Origin of the sequence: Streptomyces sp. NPDC002701 (genome assembly GCF_042889045.1) — a bacterium.
GTDB lineage: Bacteria > Actinomycetota > Actinomycetes > Streptomycetales > Streptomycetaceae > Streptomyces.
The window spans coordinates 13,600-34,633 of sequence record NZ_JBIAQL010000016.1 but is presented as its reverse complement, the minus strand read 5'-3'; the positions used below and the strand labels follow the sequence as shown (position 1 = coordinate 34,633).

Sequence of the window (21,034 nt, the reverse complement as noted above, 5' to 3'; positions counted from 1 at the left end):
TAGGCCCATACGATCTGCTGACCGGTGCGGAGGCCGGGCGGCGCGCCTCCGTGTCCCCCGTTCGCGGTAACGTACCCGCGATGAACGCCAAGCCCGCCGTGCAGCTTCCCGCCGTATCCGTGATCATGCCCGTCCTCAACGAGGAACGGCATCTGCGCGGAGCCGTCCAAGCGATCCTCGCCCAGGAGTACGCGGGCGAGATGGAGGTCGTGATCGCCATCGGTCCCTCCACGGACCGTACGGACGAGATCGCCGCCCGACTCGTCGCGGAGGACCCCCGGGTACACACGGTCCCGAATCCGACCGGCCGCACCCCCGCCGCTCTGAACGCGGCGATCAAGGCGTCCCGCCACCCCGTCGTCGTACGGGTCGACGGCCACGGCATGCTCTCGCCGAACTACATCGCGACCGCCGTGCGCCTCCTGGAGGAGACCGGCGCGCAGAACGTCGGCGGTGTCATGCACGCCGAGGGCGAGAACGACTGGGAGCACGCGGTCGCCGCGGCCATGACGTCGAAGATCGGCGTGGGCAACGCGGCCTTCCACACGGGCGGCCAGGCGGGCCCGGCGGAGACGGTCTACCTCGGTGTCTTCCGCCGCGCGGCGCTGGAGCAACAGGGCGGCTACAACGAGGAGTTCATCCGCGCCCAGGACTGGGAGCTGAACTTCCGGATCAGGGAGGCGGGGGGCCTCATCTGGTTCTCGCCCGAGCTGCGGGTCTCGTACCGGCCGCGTCCCTCGATACAGGCCCTGGCCAAGCAGTACAAGGACTACGGCCGTTGGCGCCATGTCGTCGCGCGTTACCACGAGGGATCCATCAACCTGCGCTACCTGGCCCCGCCGACGGCGGTCTGCGCGATCGCCGCCGGTCTCGTGGTGGGCGCGGCGGTCACCCCGTGGGGCTTCCTGGTCCCCGGCGGCTACCTCGCCGCCATCGCGGTGGGTTCGCTGCCCGCGGGCAAGGGCCTGCCCCTCAGGGCACGGCTGCGGATCCCGGTGGCCCTCGCCACCATGCACATGTCGTGGGGCTGGGGCTTCCTGACCAGCCCGAAGGCACTGGCCAGGAAGGTCATCGCGTCCCGCAGGCCGGCGGTACCGAGCGAGACCTGACCACGGCCGTCACGCACGGCTGCACCACCGCTGTCACCGCCGGTGCGGTGACAGCGGTCCTGGCCCCTCCCGGCCCCTCCCGCCCCCCTCTGGCGCGCCGGCAGAGCCTCAGTACCGGTACGGCGCGTACACGGGCATGCAGCCCTTCTGCGCGCCGTTGAGGGCGTCCGCGCTCTCGGGCAGGTCACCGGCCCGCGGAGTGGACTGCTTCGGGTAGGCCGTGCCCTCCCGCCAGTCGCTGCCGATGGTCAGCGTCGTCGTGACGACGTCCGCGGTGGCGCGCACCTGGCCGCTCGGCACCCCGACGGCCCTGGCCACGGAGAGGGCGTTCGCCCGGCCCTGCGCCCCCGAACCCTTCGGATACGTCACCTGCGTCCGCGAGCTGGGACCGGGCTGCGCGCTCGCGACGGCCTTGGCGAACCCCTTGCCCTGCAGGGCCCCCGCGATCTCCGAGGCGCGGTTGCCGACCGGCGCCTGCGTACTGTCCTCACCGGCTGTGCCGTTGACCACCGTGACCGCCAGCCCCTCCGCGGGAGCCGCCGCGGGCCCGGTGCCCGTCGCCTCAGGACCCTCGGACGCCGAACTGCCCTTGCCGTCGCCGCCCTTGCCGTCCTTGTCGCTCTCGCCGCCCTTGTCGAAGGAGACGTCGTCGCGGACCATCGACCACAGCTTGTCCGCGTCCGTGGGCCTGGGGATCAGGTGGTTGCCGTTCTGCGGGTCCGGCACCGTGGGCATGGTCGTCATCGTGAACCGCTCCGTGGGCACGGTCTTGAGCTTCATCCCGAGGTCGTACAGCTTCTTGACCGTACCGATCTCCTCGGAGACCTCGAGCGACTCGGTGGCAGCCTCGGCCAGACCCATCAGCCGTCCGCTGTCCGTGAAGGCGTTCTGGCTCTTCAGCGTGCGGATCATCGAGTTCATGTACATGTGCTGGGCCTTGGCCCGGCCGAGGTCGCTCTCGAAGGCGTGCCGGGTGCGCAGCCACTGCAGGGCCTGCTTGCCCTTGATCTTCTTGCTGCCGGCCTTCAGCTTCAGACCGGAGCCGCCGGGCACACCCGGCAGCGGGCGGTCCCACACGTTCTGCCGCACACAGACCTCGACACCGCCGACGGCGTCCGCCATCTTCACCACGCCGCCGAAGTCGACCATCATCCAGTGGTCGATGTAGACACCCGTGAGGTTCTGCCAGGTGGCCAGCGTGCAGCCGGCGCCACCGCGCTGCAACGACATGTTGATGATGCCGTTGGTCTCCGGGTACGTCTCGCCGGTCTCGGGGTCCTCGCACCTGGGGATGGTCACCCGGGTGTCCCGCGGGATGCTCACGACGGACGCGCTGCGGCGGTCCGCGGAGACGTGCACCAGCATCTGCACGTCGGCCAGGGGTTTGCTGCCCCGCTGGTCCTTGCTGCCGCCGAGTTCGACGTTCTCGTCCGAGTTGCGGCTGTCGGAGCCGATCAGCAGGATGTTCAGCGGTGTCTGGCCGTCCGAGTTGGGCCCGGCCTTCTCGACGCCCGACTCGCCGCTGTTACGTGTGCCCTTGGCTATGTTCCCGTTGAGGTGGCGGTAGTAGAGGTAGCCGGCGCCGGCCGTCCCGAGTATCAGCACCGACAGGATCAGCGCGGACCACCGGAGTATGCGCCGGGGTCGGCCGCCCGGCCGTACGGGGCGTCTGCCGCCGTCCGGTCCCTCGCCGCCGCCGCCGTCGTCGGCCGCGCTGCGACGCGGCGCGGTCCGGACCCCCGAACCGCCGTTCCCGCCGCGTTCCCCGGCCTGCGAGGAGCCGTCGCCGCGGCTGCCTTCCCCCGCACGCGCGGCACGTGGGCGAGCCCCCTCCCCACGCACACTGCTCTGCGCCATGTCCCCTGCCTCCCCACCCTGCGCCTGACACAGGTCCGTCCTACGTCCTGTGAGACGTAGGACGGACCTGTTAGGTCACTACTTGGCGCACTCGACCTTGTCCGCCGTGGACTTCTCGACGTCCTCCGGCGCCTTCGACGGAGTGGTCAGAGAGACCCCGGCCCCCTTGAAGTCCTCACCCAGGGTCAGCGTGATCGCGGGCAGACCCTGGGAGTTGGTCACGCTCTTGCCCGGTTTCATGGCCGAGCCGGACAGACCCATGAGCCCGGCGAGCGTGCGTGCCTGATCGGCCTGGTCGGGAGCGTACTCGACAGTTGTCTTCTTCAGCGTCCCCCCGGAGTTGCCCGCGTTCTCGGACTTGGTGATGCCCTCCTCCAGCTGCAGCCAGTTGAGGGTCTCCTGCGCGGAACCGGCGACCGCGCCGCCGTTGAGGACCCGGACGCGGACCTCGGAGGGGTCGGCCTTGCTGCCCTTGAGCCGGGCGGCCTCGGCGGCCTTCTCCTTCTTCTCCTGCTTCTTGACCGCGGTGAGCGAGACGTCGTCCTTGATCAGGGCGAACATCGCCTTCGCCTTCGCCTCCTGGAGGACCACCGTGGCCTTGACCTGCTCGGAGGGGTTGTCCACCACCGGCACGGTGGTGAAGGACAGGTTCTTGGTGTCGAACTTGCCCAGCTCCATGCCCAGGTCGCGCAGCTTGGTGATGCTGCTGATCTTCGAGTCGACGGTCAGTGCCTTGGTGCCGGCCTCCGCCAGCTTCAGGAGCTTGGTCGGGCTGGTGAGCGTGTCGTTCGACTTCAGCTTGCGCATCAGGGAACTGAGGAACTGCTGCTGGATCTCGATCCGGCTGAGGTCGCCGCCGAAGCCCACCGAGTGGCGGGTACGGACGAAGGCGAGCGCCTCCTCGCCCTGGATGGTGTGCTCGCCCTTGGCCAGCTTGAGCTTGGAGTCCGGGTCGTCGATGTCCTTGGCGAGACAGATGTCGACGCCGTCGACCGCCGTGGTCAGCGTCTTGACCGCGTTGAAGTCGGCGATCATGAAGTGGTCCATCTTGATGCCGGTCAGCGCGGTGACGGTCCGCATCGTGCAGCTCGGCGTGCGGCCCTCCTGGCCCAGGCTGTTGTTGAAGCGGGTGCTCAGCGTGCCCGGGATGACCTTGGTGGAGCCGTCCTCCTGGGTCGTCGGGCAGTCCGGGATGTCGGTGATCAGGTCGCGCGGAATGCTCATCGCGGTGGCGTTCGTACGGTCCTTGGAGACGTGCAGCAGGACCGTGGTGTCGGCGTGCCCGGGGCTGTCCGAGTCGCCGTAGCCGGAGTTCCCGTCACCGGTGCGCTTGTCCGTGCCGACCAGCAGGACGTTGATCGCCCGGTCCTTGCTGAAGCCACCGGTGCCCGCGCCGTCGTCGGAGACAGACGTGATGTTGCCGTTTAGGTGCTTCCAGTAGAGGTACCCGGCGGTACTCGTCCCGACGAGCAGGAAGGCCATCGTGCCGCCCGTCCAGAGCAGTATCTTCCGGGTCCTCGACTGCTTGGGCCGGCCCTTGCGGCGGCCCGGCGGCGGCTCCTGCGGCGCACGCCGTCTGCGCGGTCCGGGCACGCCGGGGCCGGGCGCCTCCTCGGGTGCCCTCTTCCGGTCCCGCCCGGGGGCGGTGCGCCCGCGCGGTGGCGCGGCGGCGCCCGCCGATCTGCGGGAGCGGGGACCTGGGACCGCCGACTGCGGTGCGGAAGCCTGCAGTCGCAGTTCGTAGTCGCCGGTGTCCGGGTTGAGTACCCACTGGTCTGCGGGGTCGATATCGTCCGCCCGCCCACGGCCTTGCGCGTCCACGGTTGCTTGAGTCCTCCGTCGGGGCCACGCGGCGCCTTTCCCCCTCAAAAGGCGCTCGGTCAGTCGGTCCAACCAGTGCGCGACCCGCGGGACAGAGCTCGCGGCCGGGTGCACCGGACCGCTCACACTATCCGCCCCGTTCGGCGCCGAGCGACGACGGTGACATATTGCACGCCCCTACAAGCGGGCAATACGCCCAATTCCTTGAACGCGCGTTCTCTCTCTTGGTGTGCCCTTTACCCAGCGGCCCGTCCGGGCGTCAACCGCACGCGTCCTCGGCCGCCGTGTTGCCCCGGAAAGTCGGCGCGGGGCTGACCGTCGAGGAGGGGCCGTCGGGCCGCTTTCCTTCCGATTTGCCGTCTCCGGCATCCGCGCCGGGCCGATAGCGCTCGAAGTCGTACGAATATCCGTGCCGGTCCCGGTCGTCGGCCGGCTCGGTGGCGCGCCTCCCCGCGCCGGAATCCGCCGGAACTTCCTTGGTGACCTCCAAGGGGGCGTCCGTGCGCAGCCGTTCGAAAAGCTTCTCCGCCGCGGGTTCCACGAGCTGGTCGCGATTGGGGTCGTGCGCGTACGCCTCCCGCGGCACGGTGAGGAATTGCACCCGTTCCGTGGGGATGTCGCGCATGCCGCGCACCAGGTCGTACAACCCCCGCAGGTTCGCCAGTCCGGGGTCGGTGGTGAGCGCGGACGTCGCCGCGTCCAGCACGGGATAGAGCTTCGCCGGATTCAGCAGTACGTCATTGCTGCGCACCTTGTTGACGAGCGCGGCCAGGAACTGCTGTTGGCGGTCCATCCGCTCGGTGTCGCTGCCGTCGCCGATCGTCTTGCGGGCGCGCACGTAACCGAGGGCCTGCTCGCCGTCGAGCTTCACCTTGCCCGCGGGCAGCCGCAGTCTGGCCGCGGGGTCGTCGATCGGTTCCGTCAGGCACACCTCGACGCCGTCGACGGCGTCGACCATGTCCTTGAACCCGTGGAAGTCCACCACCACGTGATGGTCGACACGAACCCCGGTGAGCCTCTCCACCGTACGGATCGTGCAGGCCGGGCCGCCGCTCTGGAAGGCGTAGTTGAACAACGAGAACACGGGCCGGGTGCGGGTGCCGTCCGGTCCCCGGCAGCTCGGTATGTCCACCATCAGGTCGCGCGGCAGCGAGACGGCGGTGGCGCTGCGCCGGTTCGCCGCGAGGTGCAGCAGGATCGCGGTGTCGGAGCGTTCGGTGCCGGAGTCCCTGCCGTACTTGCGGTTGCCGTCCCCGGACCGCGAGTCCGAACCGATCAGCAGGATGTTCTGCGCGTCGCGGACCAGGGCGGTGGGGCGTTCCTTCTCGTACCGGGCGAGTTCGGCGGCCGTGCCGTCGTCCGACGTGATGTTGGCGTCCAGCTTCTCGTAGACCGCCCAGCCGACTCCCGCAGCGCCCGCGAGGGCCAGGGCGGCGGCGATCGCCGTGCACCGCAGCCAGCGTCTGCGGCGCCGGGCGGTACCGGGGCCGGTGGGGGGCACGTCCGCCCCGGGCCCGCGTGTCCCTCCGGTGCCGCTCGCCACTCTCCGCCCCTCCTGCCGCCCGACCCTGCCCCTACGACCATGCCGGTCCGGACCCCGCCCGTCCCCGGGGGAGGGTCCGAACGGGCGACGCTGCCGCCGGCTCCGGCCCGGACGGGGCTGTGCCCCAGCCTTTGTCCGCGGGTCCGGCGGGGGCTGGTCGCGCAGTTCCTCGCGCCCCTGGAGGGCCTAGGGGCGCGGGGAACTGCGCAATGGGGGTTCGGGGGCGTAGCCCCTGAGGTGGTGACGGGATCGGGTAGGGGCGGCGGGGGCGAGAAACGCCTCAGCGGGCCGTGGACGTGACCCGCTCACTCTCGACACGCTTGGCCAGCGCCTCCTCCCCGAGCTGATCGAGGTTGCGGCACAACACCACGGACCCACCGGAGGCGAGCGGAGCGTAGAGCCCCGCGCTCACCCCGTCCCACGTGTCGTAGGACAGCGCGGACAGCAGCCGCGCCCCCGGTCCCACCAGGTCCAGCCGCCCCGCGTCCGCCCGGGCCCGCTCGACGACCTCCGCCCCGCTCAGCTCCGCCCCCGCGACCAGGAGGGCGGGAGCCTCCGGATCCACCGGCCCGTACGGCCGGAAGACGTCCCCCTGTCCGGGAACCTCGACGGCGTAGTCGGCGTACCCGCCCGGTGGCTGCGCGAAGCGGCGCCCGAGCGGCGCGAGCGACAACGCCACCCGCTCCCCGGAACAGGCGAGCCCGTCCTCGAACCGCCCCGGCCCGGCGACGACATGATCGGCGCTCCCGGCGTCGCCCCCGAGCTCGGCCACGACACCCGTCGAGGAACACGCGAGCAGCCAGACGGCCGTCTGCCAGTGCGCGGGCAGCAGCAACGCCACCCGCTCACCGGGCTCGGCGCCCATCTCGCCCTGGAGCAGATTGGCGGTCTTGGCCACCCAATTGGCGAAGGTGGCGACGGACAGTTCGACACGTTCGCCGGTGGCATCGTCGTAGAAGGTCACCAGGGGGCGCGCGGGATCCGCGGCGAGCGCGGATCGCAGCAGGTCGGCAGGGGTGCGGTCGGTGGCGTTCACGGGACGCAAGCGTACGCGGGCAGCCGCCGGGGCGGGGGAGCGAGGGCCACCGGTTCGGCCGAGCGGGACCGACGACCCGTCACATCCTGGATGGACAGATAAGTCTTACTATGTCCAGGATCAGGGGCATGCGCGGACACCTTGCTTCCTCGATCGCCGTCACCTGTGCGGCCGCCCTGGCCCTTCCGCTGGCGCTGTCCTCGGCCGCCGCGGCCACGCCCCCGGTGGACGGGAGAACGACCACCGGCAGAGCGGTCACCGAGCGGCCCCACGCGGACGCACCGGCACCGAGCCGGGCTCACGGCTCCGCACCCAGCCGGGCCCACGGCCCGGCACATGGTCCGGCACACGGCCCGGCATCCGAACTCACGGCACGGGCCCGACCCGCACCCCCCTGGTCGGCGCCGGCCACCGCGGCCGCGCCCTCCACGGCGACCCGGTCCGGCCGGGCCGTCCCCGGCAGCACCCAGTCCCTCCCGCTCACGCCCCTCACGCCCGACACCCCCGAAGCCCCCCGCACCACCCCCGCCGAACCCCCTCCCTCCAACGACCGCACCCTGCCCCCCGCGTCCGCCCCGGCCCAGGGCCTCGCCCCGCGGGACGTGCGGCCCTTCTCCCTCGTGGGCGTCGTCTGGGACGACCCGGACAGCGAACTCCGCGGCCGGGTCCAGGTCCGCACCCGCGCCACCGGCACCACGAAGTGGTCCGTCTGGCAGGACGTGGACACCCACAACCACGAGCACGCGGCGGACCCGGACACCGCGGAGCGCACCTCCGGCCGCGTACGGGGTTCCACGGCCCCCCTGTGGGTGGGGGACTCGGACGGGGTGGAGGTCCGCGTCCAGTCGGAGGCGGACAACCGTTCCGGTGCCGACGGAAGGGCCGCGGCCGAGCCCCTCCCCGCGGGCCTGCGCGTCGAACTGGTCGACCCCGGCGCCGAGCCCCCGCCCCAGGGCCCGGAACTGGACGCCGCCCGCGGCAATTTCCTGAGCGCCGAGGCGGCGGCCTCCTCCGCCGTCAACGCCGATCTCGCGCCGATGGGGGCCACCGAGATCCCGGCCCTTAGCCGGCAGGAGACCCGGGCCGACCTGCTCGCGAGCCGTGGCGCATGGGAGGACGCGGCCGCCACGGCGGGCATGGCAGACGTGGCGCAGGGGGCGGGCGGAACCGCGGAGCAGCGCGCGAGACCGTACATCGGCGCGCGGCCGCGCATCGTCACCCGCCGGGGCTGGCGAGCCGACGAAGGGCTCCGCGAGCGGAACTTCAGCTACACGAAGACGGTGCGGGCCGCCTTCGTCCACCACAGCGCCTCGGGCAACAACTACCGCTGTGCGCAAGCCCCTTCAGTCATCCGCAGTATCTACCGCTACCACGTGAAGAGCAGCGGCTGGCGTGACATCGGCTACAACTTCCTCGTCGACAAGTGCGGAAACATCTACGAGGGCCGGGCCGGTGGCGTGGCCAAGCCGGTCATGGGCGCCCACACCCTCGGTTTCAACAGCAACAGCATGGGGATCGCCGTCCTCGGAAGTTTCGGCGCCACGAACCCGCCCGCCGCCGCGGTGAAGGGCATCGCCCGGCTCACGGCATGGAAGCTCGGCCTCTACGGCGCGAACCCGCGCGGCAAGACCTACCTCAAGTCCGGAGGCGGAAATCTGTACCGAAAAGGGAAGAAGGTGCGACTCAATGTGATCTCCGGTCACCGGGACGGATTCGCCACCGAATGCCCGGGCCGTCGGCTGTACGCGAAGCTCGGCAAGGCCCGGGCCGCTTCGGCCCGATACCAGGGACGATGAGGTCCGGTCGGCGGAAACGGTGCGGCCCGGCACGCCGGGTCCTCCGGCTCCCCACGACCCCCCTCCAAGAGGCGCCCCACAGCCATCGAGACGGTCTGCACACACCGGCCGGCCGAGCTCCGTTCGGCCGGCCCCGTCAGGAAGCAGAGACGACAGGTGACAGAAGCGATCCTCCTGGTCGGCGGCAAGGGCACGCGCCTGCGCCCCCTCACGGTGCACACGCCCAAGCCGATGGTCCCGGCGGCCGGGGTGCCGTTCCTCACGCACCAGCTCGCACGGGCGCGAGCGGCGGGAGTCGAACACATGGTGCTCGCCACGTCCTATCTGGCCGAGGTCTTCGAGCCCCACTTCGGGGACGGCTCGTCGCTGGGGCTGCACATCGAGTACGTCACCGAGGACGAACCCCTCGGCACCGGCGGCGCCATCCGCAACGTGGCCTCCCGGCTGAGATCCGCCCCCGACGACCCGGTCCTGATCTTCAACGGGGACATCCTGACCGGCCTGGACATACCGGCCCTGATCGCCACCCACGGCTCCTCGGGCGCGGACGTCTCGCTGCACCTGACACGAGTGACGGACCCACGGGCGTACGGCCTGGTGCCGACCGACGACTCGGGCCGCGTACAGGCGTTCCTGGAGAAGCCCCAGACGCCCGAGGAGATCGTCACCGACCAGATCAACGCCGGCGCGTACGTCTTCCGCCGGTCGGTCATCGACTCGATCCCGGTGGGCCGCCCCGTTTCGGTCGAACGGGAGACGTTCCCGGACCTGCTGGCCGCCGGGGCCCACCTGCAGGGCATGGTCGACTCCACGTACTGGCTGGACCTGGGCACCCCGCAGGCGTTCGTCCGCGGCTCCGCCGACCTGGTCCTCGGCCGGGTGCCGTCCCCGGCCGTCCCGGGCCGCTGCGGCGACAGCCTGGTCCTGCCGACGGCCGCGGTCGCCTCCGACGCCAAACTGACCGGCGGCACGGTCGTCGGCGACGGCGCGACCGTGGGTGAGGGGGCCAGGGTCCGCGGCAGCACGATTCTTGCGGACGCCGTCGTCGAACCGGGCGCGGTCGTCACCGACTCCCTGATCGGCGCCCGGGCCCGCGTGGGCGCCCGCTCGATCCTGTCGGGCGTGTTCGTGGGCGACGGGGCGACGGTGGGCCCGGACAACGAACTCCGGGACGGCGCCCGCATCTGGTGCGACGCCCACATACCCCGGGCGGCACTGCGCTTCTCGTCGGACCAGTAGCACCGAGCGCCGTCGACACGGGTGCGGGCCGAAAGGGCCGGCAGGGCCGGCAGGGGTGGTGGGGGTGGCAGGCCGGCAGGGACGGCGGGGGCGAGAGCCCCGTCGGCTCACAGTCTCCCGATGTCCCCGCGAGGCATCTTCGGATGCCTGCGAGCCGGCGTCCGCCCGCTCAGCAGGATCAGCCGGGCAGCCCGGTGCCGCTGCCCGGCGTACGGCTCCAACAGCGCCAGCATGGCGGAGTCGTCGGCATCCCGGTCCCCGGCCAGCGCATACCCCACGATCCCCGGCAGATGAAGATCCCCGACGGTCACCTCGTCCGCCGCCCCGTGGCTGCGCTGCACCACCTCCGCCGAGGTCCACGGCCCCACCCCGGACACCACCTCCAGTCGCGCCCGCGCGGCGACCGGGTCGAGCGCCACGGCCTCCTCCATCCGCCGGGCCACCCGCACGACCCGCAGGACGGTCGACGCCCGCTTGTCGTCGACCCCGGCCCGATGCCACTCCCACGAGGGGATCAGCGCCCAGACCCGCGGCTCGGGCATGACGAACATGCGCCCCTCGACGGGCCCGGGCGCGGGCACACCGTACTTCCGCACGAGCGCCCGCCAGGCCCGGTACGCCTCGTCGGTCGTGACCTTCTGCTCCAGGATCGACGGGATCAACGACTCCAGGACGAGCCCGGTACGCGTGAGCCGCAGCCCGGGGCGCCGGTGCCGGGTCATCGCCACCAGCCGGTGCCGGGGCTCGAAGGCCCCGGGGTCGTCCGCCTCCCCGAGCAGGTGGGGAAGCCGGTCGAGCAGCCACTCCGCGCCCGGCCCCCACGCCTCGCCGTGCACGACACCTCCGCGCGCGGACACCCGAAGGGTCCCGGGCCCGACAGGGGTGAGGCTGGCCCGCCACACGGATCCGTCGGCGGTCGCCCGGAAGGTGGGATCGGCGGGACCCCGCCGCAACGGCCCGAGCACGAGCCGCAGATCGAGCGGCCACGGCGGCACCCACCTCCGCGTCCGCCCACCCACACCCGCGCCGACACCGGCACTGGCACCAACACTGGCACCGGCTCCGAGCCGTGGCGCCGACCGCGGCGCGGGCACGCCGGCATACCCGCCGCGCACGGTCGTACGGGTGGGCCGCTGTTCGAAGCGTCCGGCCACGGATGGGGTCCTTCGGGAGAAGCCGCTCGGGGATACACGCATGAGGGTAGGCGGTGGACCGCGGGTCACCGCACCTCGATGAAGGCCCCCGCGTCCCGCTCGGGCCGGACCTTCGGCTCCTCCGCCGCGTGCCCGACGGCGACGGCCCCCATGGGATCCCAGCCCGCCGGCAGCGCGAGCACCTCCCGGACGACGTCGCGGCAGAACATCGTCGACGACACCCACGCCGACCCGAGCCGCTCCCCGGCCAGCGCGACCAGGAAGTTCTGCACCCCGGCGCCGGTGGCGACGACGAACATCTCCCGCTCGGCCGTGTCCCGCCGGGCGTCACCGTAGGTATGGGACCCGTCCATGACGAGACACGGCACGACGAGGTACGGGGCCCGGCGCAGCACGTCCCCGCGGCGCACCCGCTTCGCGATGGACTCCGCGCTCTTCCCGTCCCGCTCCAGATCGGCGATCCAGGCGTCCCGCATGGCGTCGAGGAGCCGCGTACGCGACGCGGCCGACTCCAGGAGGACGAACCGCCACGGCGTCGTGTGGTGCGGGGCCGGCGCGGTGACCGCCGCGGCCACCGCCCGCCGTACGGCCCCCGGGTCGACGGGCTCGTCGGTGAAGGCCCGCACCGTACGCCGCTGGGTGACGGCCTCCCGTACGGCCTCGGAGGTGCCGAGCCGGAACATGTCGTCGCGGGCACCCCTGACCATGCCCCGGGTCCCTTCGTCCGCGTCCCCGTCCGGGCCGTCCGCGCCGACCACGTGGGACAGGCCGCGCACCACGGCGACCGGCAGTCCGGCGGCCTTGCCCTTGACGAGGTCCCCGGCGGCGGCGAGCTCGTCGGCGGTGGCGACGACGGTGGCGCCGAGCGGGTTCCCGTGCGCGTCCGTGCCGCCCCGCAGGTCGTCGAGGACGCGCACGCCCGCGGCGCCGATCGCGACGTCGGTGAGCCCGGTCCGCCAGGGCCGCCCGAACGTGTCGGTGACGAGGACCCCGACCTCGACACCGAGGGCGTCCCGCAGGCCGTCGCGGATCGACCGCGCCGAGGCGTCGGGGTCCTCGGGCAGCAGCAGCACGGTCCCGGCGGGTGTGTTCGAGGCGTCGACCCCGGCGGCTGCCATCACGAGCCCCTGCCGGTTCTCCACGATGCGCAGCGGTCCGCGCCGGGCCACGACCCGCACGGTCTCGGCGTCGATGGCGGCCTCGCGGTCCGTCGCCTCGACGACGCGCCCCTCCGCCTTGGACACGATCTTCGAGGTGACCAGCAGCACGTCCCCGTCCAGGAGATCCGGCCCGGCGCCGGCGATCAGCTTGGCGAGGTCGTCGCCCGGGCGCACCTCGGGCAGGCCGGGCAGCGCCCAGACGCGGTAGCCGGAGGCGCCGGGCGGCAGCTCCCCGGCAGGCCCGCCGCCGGGGGACGTCTCGTCGCTCAAGCGCCCCGCACCTCCTCCGCCAGGGTCAGGGCCTCGCGGGCCATCGCGGCCGTCGCGTCGAGGTCGGTCATCATCAGCGGGACGGCACGGCACCGGATGCCCGCTCCGGTGACCCGGTCCACCACCGCGGCGTCCACCGTGTCGACGAGCCAGCCGTCCAGGAGCCCCGAACCGTAGTGCTCGGCGACCGCCGCCGCGGTGGACTCGACACCGATCGCGGCGAGGACCTTGTCGGCCATGCCGCGCACGGGCGCGTCCCCGACGATGGGGGAGAGGCCGACCACCGGGACCCCGGCGTCGGCGATGGCCTCCCGGATGCCGGGCACGGAGAGGATCGTGCCGACGGACACGACGGGGTTGGACGGCGGGAAGAGGATGACGTCCGCCGAGGCGATGGCCTCCAGCACCCCGGGCGCCGGCTCGGCCTGTTCGGCGCCGACGGGCACCACGGCGTGCGCGTCCACGGAGGCCCGCAGCCGTACCCAGTACTCCTGGAAGTGGACGGCCCTGCGCTCGCCGTCCACCTCCACGGCGACATGGGTCTCGACCCGGTCGTCGGTCATGGGGATCAGCCGGACGCCCGGCTTCCACCGGTCGCACAGCGCCTCCGTGACGGCGCTGAGCGGATATCCCGCGGTCAGCATCTGCGTGCGCACGATGTGCGTCGCGAAGTCCCGGTCGCCGAGACCGAACCAGGAGGGCCCGGCGCCGTACGCCGTCAGCTCCTCCTTGAGGTGGAACGTCTCGTCGGCCCGCCCCCAGCCCTGTTCCTCGTTGATACCGCCGCCGAGGGTGTACATCACCGTGTCGAGGTCCGGGCAGACCTTCAGCCCGAAGAGGTGGATGTCGTCCCCGGTGTTGCCGATGACGGTGATGTCCGCGTCCGGCGCGGCCTGCTGGAGACCACGCAGGAACCGGGCACCGCCGATGCCGCCTGCCAGAACCACAATGCGCATGGCATGCAGTCTCGCAGGCGGCTACGACATCGTGTCAGCCGGTCACGACAGCTCGGCCACCGAGCACCGGGCCGCGTGGGCGCCGTGCATCGGCATCTCCGTCAGGCCGGGGTGGTACACGTGCAGGCTGGTGGCGGGTTCGAGCGAGTCGTTGACGACCTCGTGCACATAGCCGGGCGCGAACACCCGCTGAGCGCCCGCGCCCAGGGCGCGCGTGCCCCGCTCGGTGCGCTCCGTCAGCGCTCCCTCCAGGACGGTGAGCACGCCGGAGGAGGAGCCGTGGTCGTGCAGCCCGCTGCCCTGCCCGGGAACCCAGGACAGCAGCCACACCTCGTAGCCGGGCCCGGTGCGCAGCCGGTGGTACCAGCGGGAGACGGCGTCGTAGCGGACGAGGTGCTCCCACTGGGTGCGGTCGGCCGCGAGGGAACGGGCGAGGCCGACGAACTCGGCCACGGTGGCCGGATGCTCGCGCGGCGGCTGGAGGAGGTGCGGTACTTCGAGGATGTCGCCGGCGATCTGGAGGTCGCTGTCGCTGTTCATGGGGTGCGGTGGATTCCTCGGCGGATGAGAGTGCTGGAGGTCTGGGATGTCACGTACCGGCCGCCCGGATCGCGGGCGTGCCCCGGTGCGGGCGGAAGGGGACCAGCGGCCGGCCTCAGTGGACTCGGCGGCAGCGGGAGCGCGGTGAGCTCAACAGCTGCGACAGCAACAGCTACAGCGGGACCGGACAGCACCGAGGGACCCGGCGGTGCGGGTCGAGGTGAGTGCCGAGTTCGCGAGCATGCCCACCAGGACACCGGTTCACACCCGCGCTGTCAACTTGACGTCCCGGCATGTGGGCGATCTTTCACCTCATCCGGTCCACCTCGCTGATGAAAGGTTTGTGCACGGGGTTGTGGGGACACATGGCGCACAACCGGGCGCACGAACCTCGGCGCGACCCCGTGATCCCCGGGTGATCCCCGTGATCCCCAGGTGATCCGGTTCGCTTCGTCGACCGTGTCGGAACGAGATCGAACTCCCGGGCGTCCTTCTCTGTACAAGTCCGTGCGGAGTCGGTGTCCACCGGGTCGTTTTCGGCTGTCGGAGTTTATCCCGATTTGAACACTTTCCGCATAGCCTTGGTTCCGCAGAGTGAATAAGGGGCCCAATAGCAGATCTCGGCTTGACTGGCCTGGATCGGCGCACTTGTAATTTCACTCGTGTCGTTCAGCCGAAATCGGTAACGGCAGCATCACGGGGACGCGAGACGGACGAGGGGCACACATGACCGAGCTGTTTCAGGAACTGCTGGTCGACGAGGCCGAAGAGGAACTCGGCTGGCAGGAGCGGGCGCTCTGCGCGCAGACCGACCCCGAATCCTTCTTCCCCGAGAAGGGCGGCTCCACCCGCGAGGCCAAGAAGGTCTGCCTCGCCTGTGAGGTCCGCTCGGAATGCCTTGAATACGCCCTCGCCAACGACGAGCGCTTCGGCATCTGGGGCGGTCTGTCCGAACGCGAGCGGCGCCGGCTGAAGAAGGCCGCCGTCTGACCGTGGCTCGATCGCGACCCGTTCGCCGTCAGGCCGCGCTCCGGCCGAAGGGCGCACAACCCTGTATACCGATACCTACTGATACGTAACGAACGGCCCGTCGCAGGTGGGTTATCCACAGGCGGCGGGCCGCCCTGTTGTGCAGCCGTTAGTGTGGGCCTCCGTCCGAGACGCCCCGTGGTCCTCCCAGGACACAGGCGTCCACCGCAGTCCAGCGAACCGGGGCCCGTACCTCGATGTCCGTGCACAGCCATTCGGCAGGTCACTACGACACTGCCTCCGCAGCGTTCGACCCGGCCGGCCGGGGAGCGTCCGACCCCGGTCGCCCGCCCGAGTTCCCGCGGCACGTGGTCACCGCCGTGCTCGTCTCGCACGACGGTGCCCGCTGGCTGCCCGACGCCCTCGCCGGGCTCCTCGGCCAGGACCGCCCCGTGCAGAACGCGGTGGCGGCCGACACCGGCAGCGCGGACGACTCCGCCCAGCTGGTCACCGAGGCCCTGGGCGCGGACCGGGTCCTGCACCTCGCCCGGCGCACCGGCTTCGGCCAGGCCGTCGAGGAGGCCGTCCGCACCGCGGGGGTGCTGACCCCGGACGACCTTCCGTACCTGAAGCGCCCCAGCGGCTGGGACCCCGTGACCCGCACCTGGCGCGACGACGCGTACGACATGCCGGAGCTGCCGCACGGCGAGCCCGAGCAGTGGCTGTGGCTGCTGCACGACGACTGCGCACCGGAACCGGACGCCCTGGCCCAGCTGCTGCGCGTCGTGGAGAACGAGCGGGAGCTCGGCAAGGACGTCGCGGTCATCGGCCCCAAACTCCGTGGCTGGTACGACCGCAGGCAGCTCCTCGAGGTCGGCGTCACCATCGCCAACAGCGGCCGCCGCTGGACCGGCCTCGACCGGCGCGAGCAGGACCAGGGCCAGCACGACCACGTACAGCCCGTGCTCGCCGTGTCCACCGCCGGCATGCTCATCCGCCGCGACGTCTACGAGGAGCTGGGCGGCTTCGACCGGCGCCTGCCCCTGATGCGCGACGACATCGACCTGTGCTGGCGCGCCCAGTCCGCGGGCCACCGCGTCCTCGTCGCCCCCGAGGCGGTCGTCCGGCACGCCGAGGCGTCCTCCCGCGAGCGCCGCACCGTCGACTGCGTGGGCCGCACCTCCGCGTCCCCCCACAAGGTCGACAAGGCGGGCGCCGCCTACACCCTCCTCGTCAACACCCGCAGCGCGGCGCTCCCCTGGGTCGTCGTCCGGCTCGTCCTCGGCACGCTGGTGCGCACGGTCGCGTACGTCATCGGCAAGGTCCCCGGCCAGGCCATCGACGAGATCCGCGGGCTCCTCGGCACCCTGCTCCGCCCCGAGCGCATCATCGCGGGCCGGCGCAGGCGAGGCAGCCCCCAGGTCGACAAGGACGAACTGCGCGCGCTGTTCCCGCCCCCCGGAGCGACGGTCCGCGCCACCGTCGAACAGGCCGCGGGCAACCTCGTGGGCCGCTCCGACCCCGAACTGAACGCGGCAGGACGCCACGGCGGCGCGGTCGAGTCCGGACCGGGCGGCGACGACGCCGACTTCCTCCAGGTCGAGCAGTTCGCCCGCCTCAAGCGGGTCGCCCGCAAGCCCGGGCCGATGGTCTTCGTGGTGCTCCTCTTCTTCTCCCTCATCGCCTGCCGGGAACTCCTCGGCGGCGGTGCGCTGGCGGGCGGCGCGCTGCTGCCCGCCCCGGCGGACTCCGCCGAACTGTGGTCGCGCTACCTGGACGGCTGGCACCCGGTCGGCACCGGCGGCACACAGTCGGCGCCGCCCTATCTCGCGCTCGTCGCCATGCTCGCGAGCGTGCTGTTCGGATCCACCGGCCTCGCGGTCACCGTCCTCCTGGTGGGCTCGGTACCGCTGGCCGGCTTCGCCGCCTACTTCGCCTCCCGGCCGCTCGTCGAGTCGCGCCTGCTGCGCGCCTGGGCGTCCGTCGCGTACGCCTTCCTGCCCGCCGCCACCGGCGCGCTCGCCGGCGGCCGCATCGGCACCGCCGTGCTCGCCGTCCTGCTGCCCCTCATCGCGCGCGCGGGCGTCGCGGCGAGCGGCCTCGCCGCCGAGTCGGGCCGCGGCAGCTGGCGGGCCACCTGGGCGTACGCGCTCCTGCTGACCCTCGCGACCGCGTTCACGCCGATCGTGTGGCCCATCGCGCTGGTCCTCGGCCTCGCGGCGGCGGTCGTGCGCCGGCGGGACATCGTCGCCTACGGGCTGCGCCTCCTGGCCCAGCTCGGCACCCCGCTGCTGGTCCTCGCCCCCTGGTCGCTCTCCCTGCTCCCGTTCGGCTTCTTCCAGGAGGCCGGCATGGAGTACGACTCGGGGGCGGCCTCCGCCCTCGACCTGCTGGGCGCCAGCCCCGGCGGACCCGGGACGGTCAGCGGGCTGATGCTCATCGGCATCGTGTGCGCCGCCGTGGCCGCGCTGCTGCGCGCGGAGCGACAGCTGGGCATCTGGAGCGCCTGGGCGGCCGCGCTGGTGGCACTGGTCTTCGCCGCGCTGTCGAACGGCTCCACCTGGGCCGGCCCCGCCACCCTCGTCTACGGCCTCGCCTTCCTCGCCGCCGCCGCGCTCGGCGCCGACGGGGCACGCTCGCGCGTGGCCGAGCAGAGCTTCGGCTGGCGCCAGCCGGTCGCCGTGCTCATCGCCTTCGCCTCGGCCGCCGGGCCCCTGCTCATCGCCGCCGGCTGGATGATCCGCGGTGCGGACGGTCCGCTGGAACGGCGCGATCCCGTCCAGGTGCCCGCGTTCGTCGCCGAGGAGAGCGGCACCCGCGACCAGGCCCGCACGCTCGTCCTCGACAGCGACTCGACGGCCGAGGTCGGCTACACCCTCGTCCGCGGCTCCGGCGCCCGCCTCGGCGACGCCGAACTGGCCGCGGCCGGCGGCGAGAACAAGCCCCTCGACAAGGTCGTCGCGAACCTCGTGGCGGGCTCGGGCGCCGACCAGGCCGACCAGCTCGGCGGGTTCGCCGTGCGGTACGTCCTGGTGCGCGACGGCGCGCCCCGCGAGGTCGGCCGGGTCCTGGACGCCACGCCGGGCCTGAGCCGGCTGAGCCAGCAGGACGGCAGCGCCCTGTGGCGCGTCGACCGGCAGGTGGCGCGCGCGGCCATCGTTCCCGGCTCCGGCGACCCGCAGCCCATCGCCGCCGGTCCCGTCGAACTGCACACCAGGATCCCCGCCGGTGCCGACGGCCGCGTCCTGCGCCTGGCGGACACCGCCGACGAGGGCTGGACGGCCACCCTGGACGGGAAGCCGCTCACCGGGACCACCGTCGACGGCTGGGCCCAGGGCTTCGAACTGCCCGCCGCCGGGGGCCGCCTGGACGTCACCTTCGAAGCACCGGTGAGCCACACCGGCTGGCTGTGGGCGCAGGGCGCGCTCGCCGTCGTCCTCGTGGTGCTCGCGCTGCCGGGACGGCGCCGCGACGTCGACGACGACCTCCCCGAAGAGCCCGTCGCGCCCGTCCTGACCGCGTCCGGCGAGGGCCGCAGGGCCCGCCGCCTGCGCGCCCAGGCCGATGCCGAACAGGCAGAGCGGTCAGGTCAGGAGGACCAGCCGGAACAGCCGGGGCACGCCGACGCCTTCCCGCCCCACTCCCCGCCTCCTCCGCAGACGCCACCGGCTGCCGCCCCCGTCCCGCAGCAGCAGACCTACGACGAGTGGGACACGACGACGTACGGCGCCGAGTACGGCACCTACGGCGGCGATCAGTACCAGGGCGCCCCGCAGTACCCGGCGGGCACCTACGAGCAACAGCAGTACCAGGCAGACCCCTACCAGGCGGGCCACTACGACCCGTACGCGGCGTACGAGCCGGGAAACGCGGCGTACGACCCGTCGCAGACGTACGGGCAGGGCTACGACCCGCAGTACGACCCCGCGCAGCAGCAGCAGCAACAACAGCAACAGCAACAGCAGCCGCCGCACGGTACCGACAGTGAGCGCCCCGACGGGAGCCAGCAGTGAACCGCAGCACCGTGTCCCTGATCGCCGGCGTGACCGCGCTCGCCGCCGTCACGGGATTCGCCTCGATGTCCGAGCCGGAGGTTCCGGGCCCGGCCACGGCGAAGGCGGCCGCCCGACTGCCCGTGGAGCGCACCAGCCTGCTCTGCCCCACTCCCAGCACCTCGGACCTCGCGGAGACCGCGTACACGTCTTTCACGCCCGTCACCAAGGGCACCGGCACGGGCGGCAAGGCCCAACTGGTGGCCGCGGGTGCGCAGCAGGCCGACGACACGTCCGACGGGTCCGGCGGCGGGCAGGACGAGCAGGACGGCGAGCAGGGCGACAAGGCGGACGACAAGGACGACAAGAAGGAGAAGCCCGTCCTGGCGCTCAAGGAGCCCGGGAAGCCGGTGACGGGCGAGGCGTCCGGCGCGGAGTCCCCCGCACTGGTCGGCACGGCCGAGGGCAGGTTCGCACCCGGCTGGGCCGTCCAGCAGACCACGGAGGTCGAGGCGGGCGCCGGCCGCGGCCTGCTCGGCACCGCCTGCTCGGCCCCGGACACGGACTTCTGGTTCCCGGGCGCCAGCACCACCAAGGAGCGCACGGACTACGCGCACCTGACCAACCCCGACGAGTCCGCCGCCGTCGCCGACGTCGAGCTGTACGGCAAGGACGGGACCCTCAAGTCCACGGTCGGGGAGGGCATCAAGATCCCGCCGCGCTCCAGCGAGGCGGTGCTCCTGTCGACGCTCATCGACGAGCCGCAGGCCGACCTCACCGTGCACGTCACGGTCCGCAGCGGCCGGGTGGCCGCCGCCGTCGAGGCCGTGGACGACACGCTCGGTGGCGACTGGCTGGCACCCTCCGCCGCTCCGGCGGGCAGCCTCGTCCTGCCCGGCATCCCCAAGGACGCCACCTCCGTCCGCCTGGTCGCCTTCGCGCCGGGTGAGGCCGACGCCGACCTGAAGCTGCGGCTCGCCTCGCCGACCGGTCCGATCACCCCCGCCGGACACGAGACGCTGCACGTCAAGGCCGGCATGACGGCCGCCGTCGACCTCGGTGACATCACGCGCGGCGAGGCGGGCTCCCTCATGCTGACACCGACGGGGAGGTCGACCCCGGTGGTCGCCGCCCTGCGGGTCGTCCGCGGCAAGGGCGACAGCCAGGAGACGGCGTTCATCCCGGCCACCTCCGCGGTGGGCGGGCGGGCGACGGCCGCCGACAACCGGTCCAAGGGCTCCACGCTCTCCCTGGTCGCCCCCGGCCGCGCCGCGAAGGTCAGGGTCACGGCCTCCGCGGGCAGCGGCGGCGGTACGGCCGCCGCGAAGTCGTACACCGTCAAGGCGGGCACCACGCAGAACGTGGAACTGCCGGTGCCCAGCGGTCTCAAGGGCACCTACGCGCTCACGGTGGAGCGGCTGTCCGGCGGCCCCGTCCACGCGGCGCGCATGATCGAGGCGGCCGAGGGCGGCGTACCGATGTTCACCGTGCAGACCCTCCCGGACGACCGGGGGACGGTGAAGGTACCGGAGGCGGAGCAGGACCTCTCGATCCTGATGAAGTGATCGGCCCTCACCGGTACCGGTACGGAT

At 72.7% G+C, this 21,034-nt stretch carries 14 protein-coding genes; 6 read left to right on the top strand and 8 right to left on the bottom strand.

The features are described from left to right. Nucleotides 1–80 precede the first annotated feature (80 nt). On the top strand, nucleotides 81–1,109 hold the full coding sequence (locus ACFYXC_RS30890) for a glycosyltransferase family 2 protein (RefSeq protein ID WP_388920460.1): 1,029 nt from the start codon (nucleotides 81–83) through the stop codon (nucleotides 1,107–1,109). Nucleotides 1,110–1,217: 108 nt separating this feature from the next. Here ACFYXC_RS30890 and ACFYXC_RS30885 read toward each other — a convergent pair whose 3' ends face one another. The 4 genes from ACFYXC_RS30885 to ACFYXC_RS30870 form a co-directional block, all read right to left on the bottom strand. Beyond that, nucleotides 1,218–2,966, bottom strand: coding sequence for an LCP family protein (locus ACFYXC_RS30885; RefSeq protein ID WP_389555316.1), 1,749 nt, complete (start codon nucleotides 2,964–2,966; stop codon nucleotides 1,218–1,220). A 78-nt stretch (nucleotides 2,967–3,044) separates the two neighbouring features. Next, a complete protein-coding gene (locus ACFYXC_RS30880; RefSeq protein ID WP_389555314.1) occupies nucleotides 3,045–4,787 on the bottom strand; it encodes an LCP family protein in 1,743 nt (580 codons plus the stop codon). Between the two features lie 259 nt (nucleotides 4,788–5,046). Beyond that, nucleotides 5,047–6,330, bottom strand: coding sequence for an LCP family protein (locus tag ACFYXC_RS30875; protein WP_389555312.1), 1,284 nt, complete (start codon nucleotides 6,328–6,330; stop codon nucleotides 5,047–5,049). A gap of 280 nt (nucleotides 6,331–6,610) precedes the next feature. Next, nucleotides 6,611–7,366 carry a TIGR03089 family protein gene (locus tag ACFYXC_RS30870; RefSeq protein ID WP_389555310.1) on the bottom strand — a complete coding sequence of 252 codons (756 nt, stop codon included), beginning with the start codon at nucleotides 7,364–7,366 and terminating at the stop codon, nucleotides 6,611–6,613. Between the two features lie 128 nt (nucleotides 7,367–7,494). Here ACFYXC_RS30870 and ACFYXC_RS30865 point away from each other — a divergent pair, with 128 nt between their 5' ends. Continuing rightward, nucleotides 7,495–9,162 carry an N-acetylmuramoyl-L-alanine amidase gene (locus tag ACFYXC_RS30865; RefSeq protein ID WP_389555309.1) on the top strand — a complete coding sequence of 556 codons (1,668 nt, stop codon included), beginning with the start codon at nucleotides 7,495–7,497 and terminating at the stop codon, nucleotides 9,160–9,162. Between the two features lie 156 nt (nucleotides 9,163–9,318). After that, the gene (locus ACFYXC_RS30860; RefSeq protein ID WP_389555308.1) at nucleotides 9,319–10,401 is read left to right on the top strand and encodes a sugar phosphate nucleotidyltransferase; all 1,083 of its coding nucleotides are present in this window, start codon (nucleotides 9,319–9,321) and stop codon (nucleotides 10,399–10,401) included. A gap of 107 nt (nucleotides 10,402–10,508) precedes the next feature. Here ACFYXC_RS30860 and ACFYXC_RS30855 read toward each other — a convergent pair whose 3' ends face one another. The 4 genes from ACFYXC_RS30855 to ACFYXC_RS30840 form a co-directional block, all read right to left on the bottom strand. Beyond that, nucleotides 10,509–11,555 carry a DNA-3-methyladenine glycosylase family protein gene (locus tag ACFYXC_RS30855; protein ID WP_389555306.1) on the bottom strand — a complete coding sequence of 349 codons (1,047 nt, stop codon included), beginning with the start codon at nucleotides 11,553–11,555 and terminating at the stop codon, nucleotides 10,509–10,511. 65 nt (nucleotides 11,556–11,620) lie between these two features. Beyond that, nucleotides 11,621–12,985, bottom strand: a complete 1,365-nt coding sequence (locus ACFYXC_RS30850; protein WP_389555304.1) for a coenzyme F420-0:L-glutamate ligase — start codon at nucleotides 12,983–12,985, stop codon at nucleotides 11,621–11,623. Beyond that, complete coding sequence (gene cofD / locus ACFYXC_RS30845; protein ID WP_389555302.1) at nucleotides 12,982–13,941, bottom strand: 2-phospho-L-lactate transferase; 960 nt, start codon at nucleotides 13,939–13,941, stop codon at nucleotides 12,982–12,984. The genes ACFYXC_RS30850 and cofD overlap by 4 nt, the downstream gene beginning before the upstream one ends. A gap of 42 nt (nucleotides 13,942–13,983) precedes the next feature. After that, entirely contained in the window at nucleotides 13,984–14,481 is a 498-nt protein-coding gene (locus ACFYXC_RS30840) for a cysteine dioxygenase (RefSeq protein WP_388920430.1), read from the bottom strand. A gap of 726 nt (nucleotides 14,482–15,207) precedes the next feature. Here ACFYXC_RS30840 and ACFYXC_RS30835 point away from each other — a divergent pair. The 3 genes from ACFYXC_RS30835 (at nucleotide 15,208) to ACFYXC_RS30825 (ending at nucleotide 21,007) form a co-directional block, all read left to right on the top strand. Next, on the top strand, nucleotides 15,208–15,471 hold the full coding sequence (locus tag ACFYXC_RS30835; protein WP_053723761.1) for a WhiB family transcriptional regulator: 264 nt from the start codon (nucleotides 15,208–15,210) through the stop codon (nucleotides 15,469–15,471). Between the two features lie 236 nt (nucleotides 15,472–15,707). Next, nucleotides 15,708–19,463, top strand: coding sequence for a glycosyltransferase (locus ACFYXC_RS30830; protein ID WP_389555300.1), 3,756 nt, complete (start codon nucleotides 15,708–15,710; stop codon nucleotides 19,461–19,463). Beyond that, nucleotides 19,460–21,007, top strand: coding sequence for a DUF5719 family protein (locus ACFYXC_RS30825; protein WP_389555298.1), 1,548 nt, complete (start codon nucleotides 19,460–19,462; stop codon nucleotides 21,005–21,007). Before ACFYXC_RS30830 ends, ACFYXC_RS30825 begins: the two co-directional genes overlap by 4 nt. The last annotated feature ends 27 nt before the right edge of the window (nucleotides 21,008–21,034 follow it).

Excerpts from the sequence above, each read along its gene's own strand:
- ACFYXC_RS30835 (WP_053723761.1), top strand. The coding sequence starts at position 15,208 with ATGACCGAGCTGTTTCAGGAACTGCTGGTCGACGAGGCCGAAGAGGAA.
- ACFYXC_RS30865 (WP_389555309.1), top strand. The coding sequence starts at position 7,495 with ATGCGCGGACACCTTGCTTCCTCGATCGCCGTCACCTGTGCGGCCGCC.
- ACFYXC_RS30830 (WP_389555300.1), top strand. The coding sequence starts at position 15,708 with ATGTCCGTGCACAGCCATTCGGCAGGTCACTACGACACTGCCTCCGCA.
- ACFYXC_RS30890 (WP_388920460.1), top strand. The coding sequence starts at position 81 with ATGAACGCCAAGCCCGCCGTGCAGCTTCCCGCCGTATCCGTGATCATG.
- ACFYXC_RS30885 (WP_389555316.1), bottom strand. The coding sequence starts at position 2,966 with ATGGCGCAGAGCAGTGTGCGTGGGGAGGGGGCTCGCCCACGTGCCGCG.
- ACFYXC_RS30840 (WP_388920430.1), bottom strand. The coding sequence starts at position 14,481 with ATGAACAGCGACAGCGACCTCCAGATCGCCGGCGACATCCTCGAAGTA.
- cofD (WP_389555302.1), bottom strand. The coding sequence starts at position 13,941 with ATGCGCATTGTGGTTCTGGCAGGCGGCATCGGCGGTGCCCGGTTCCTG.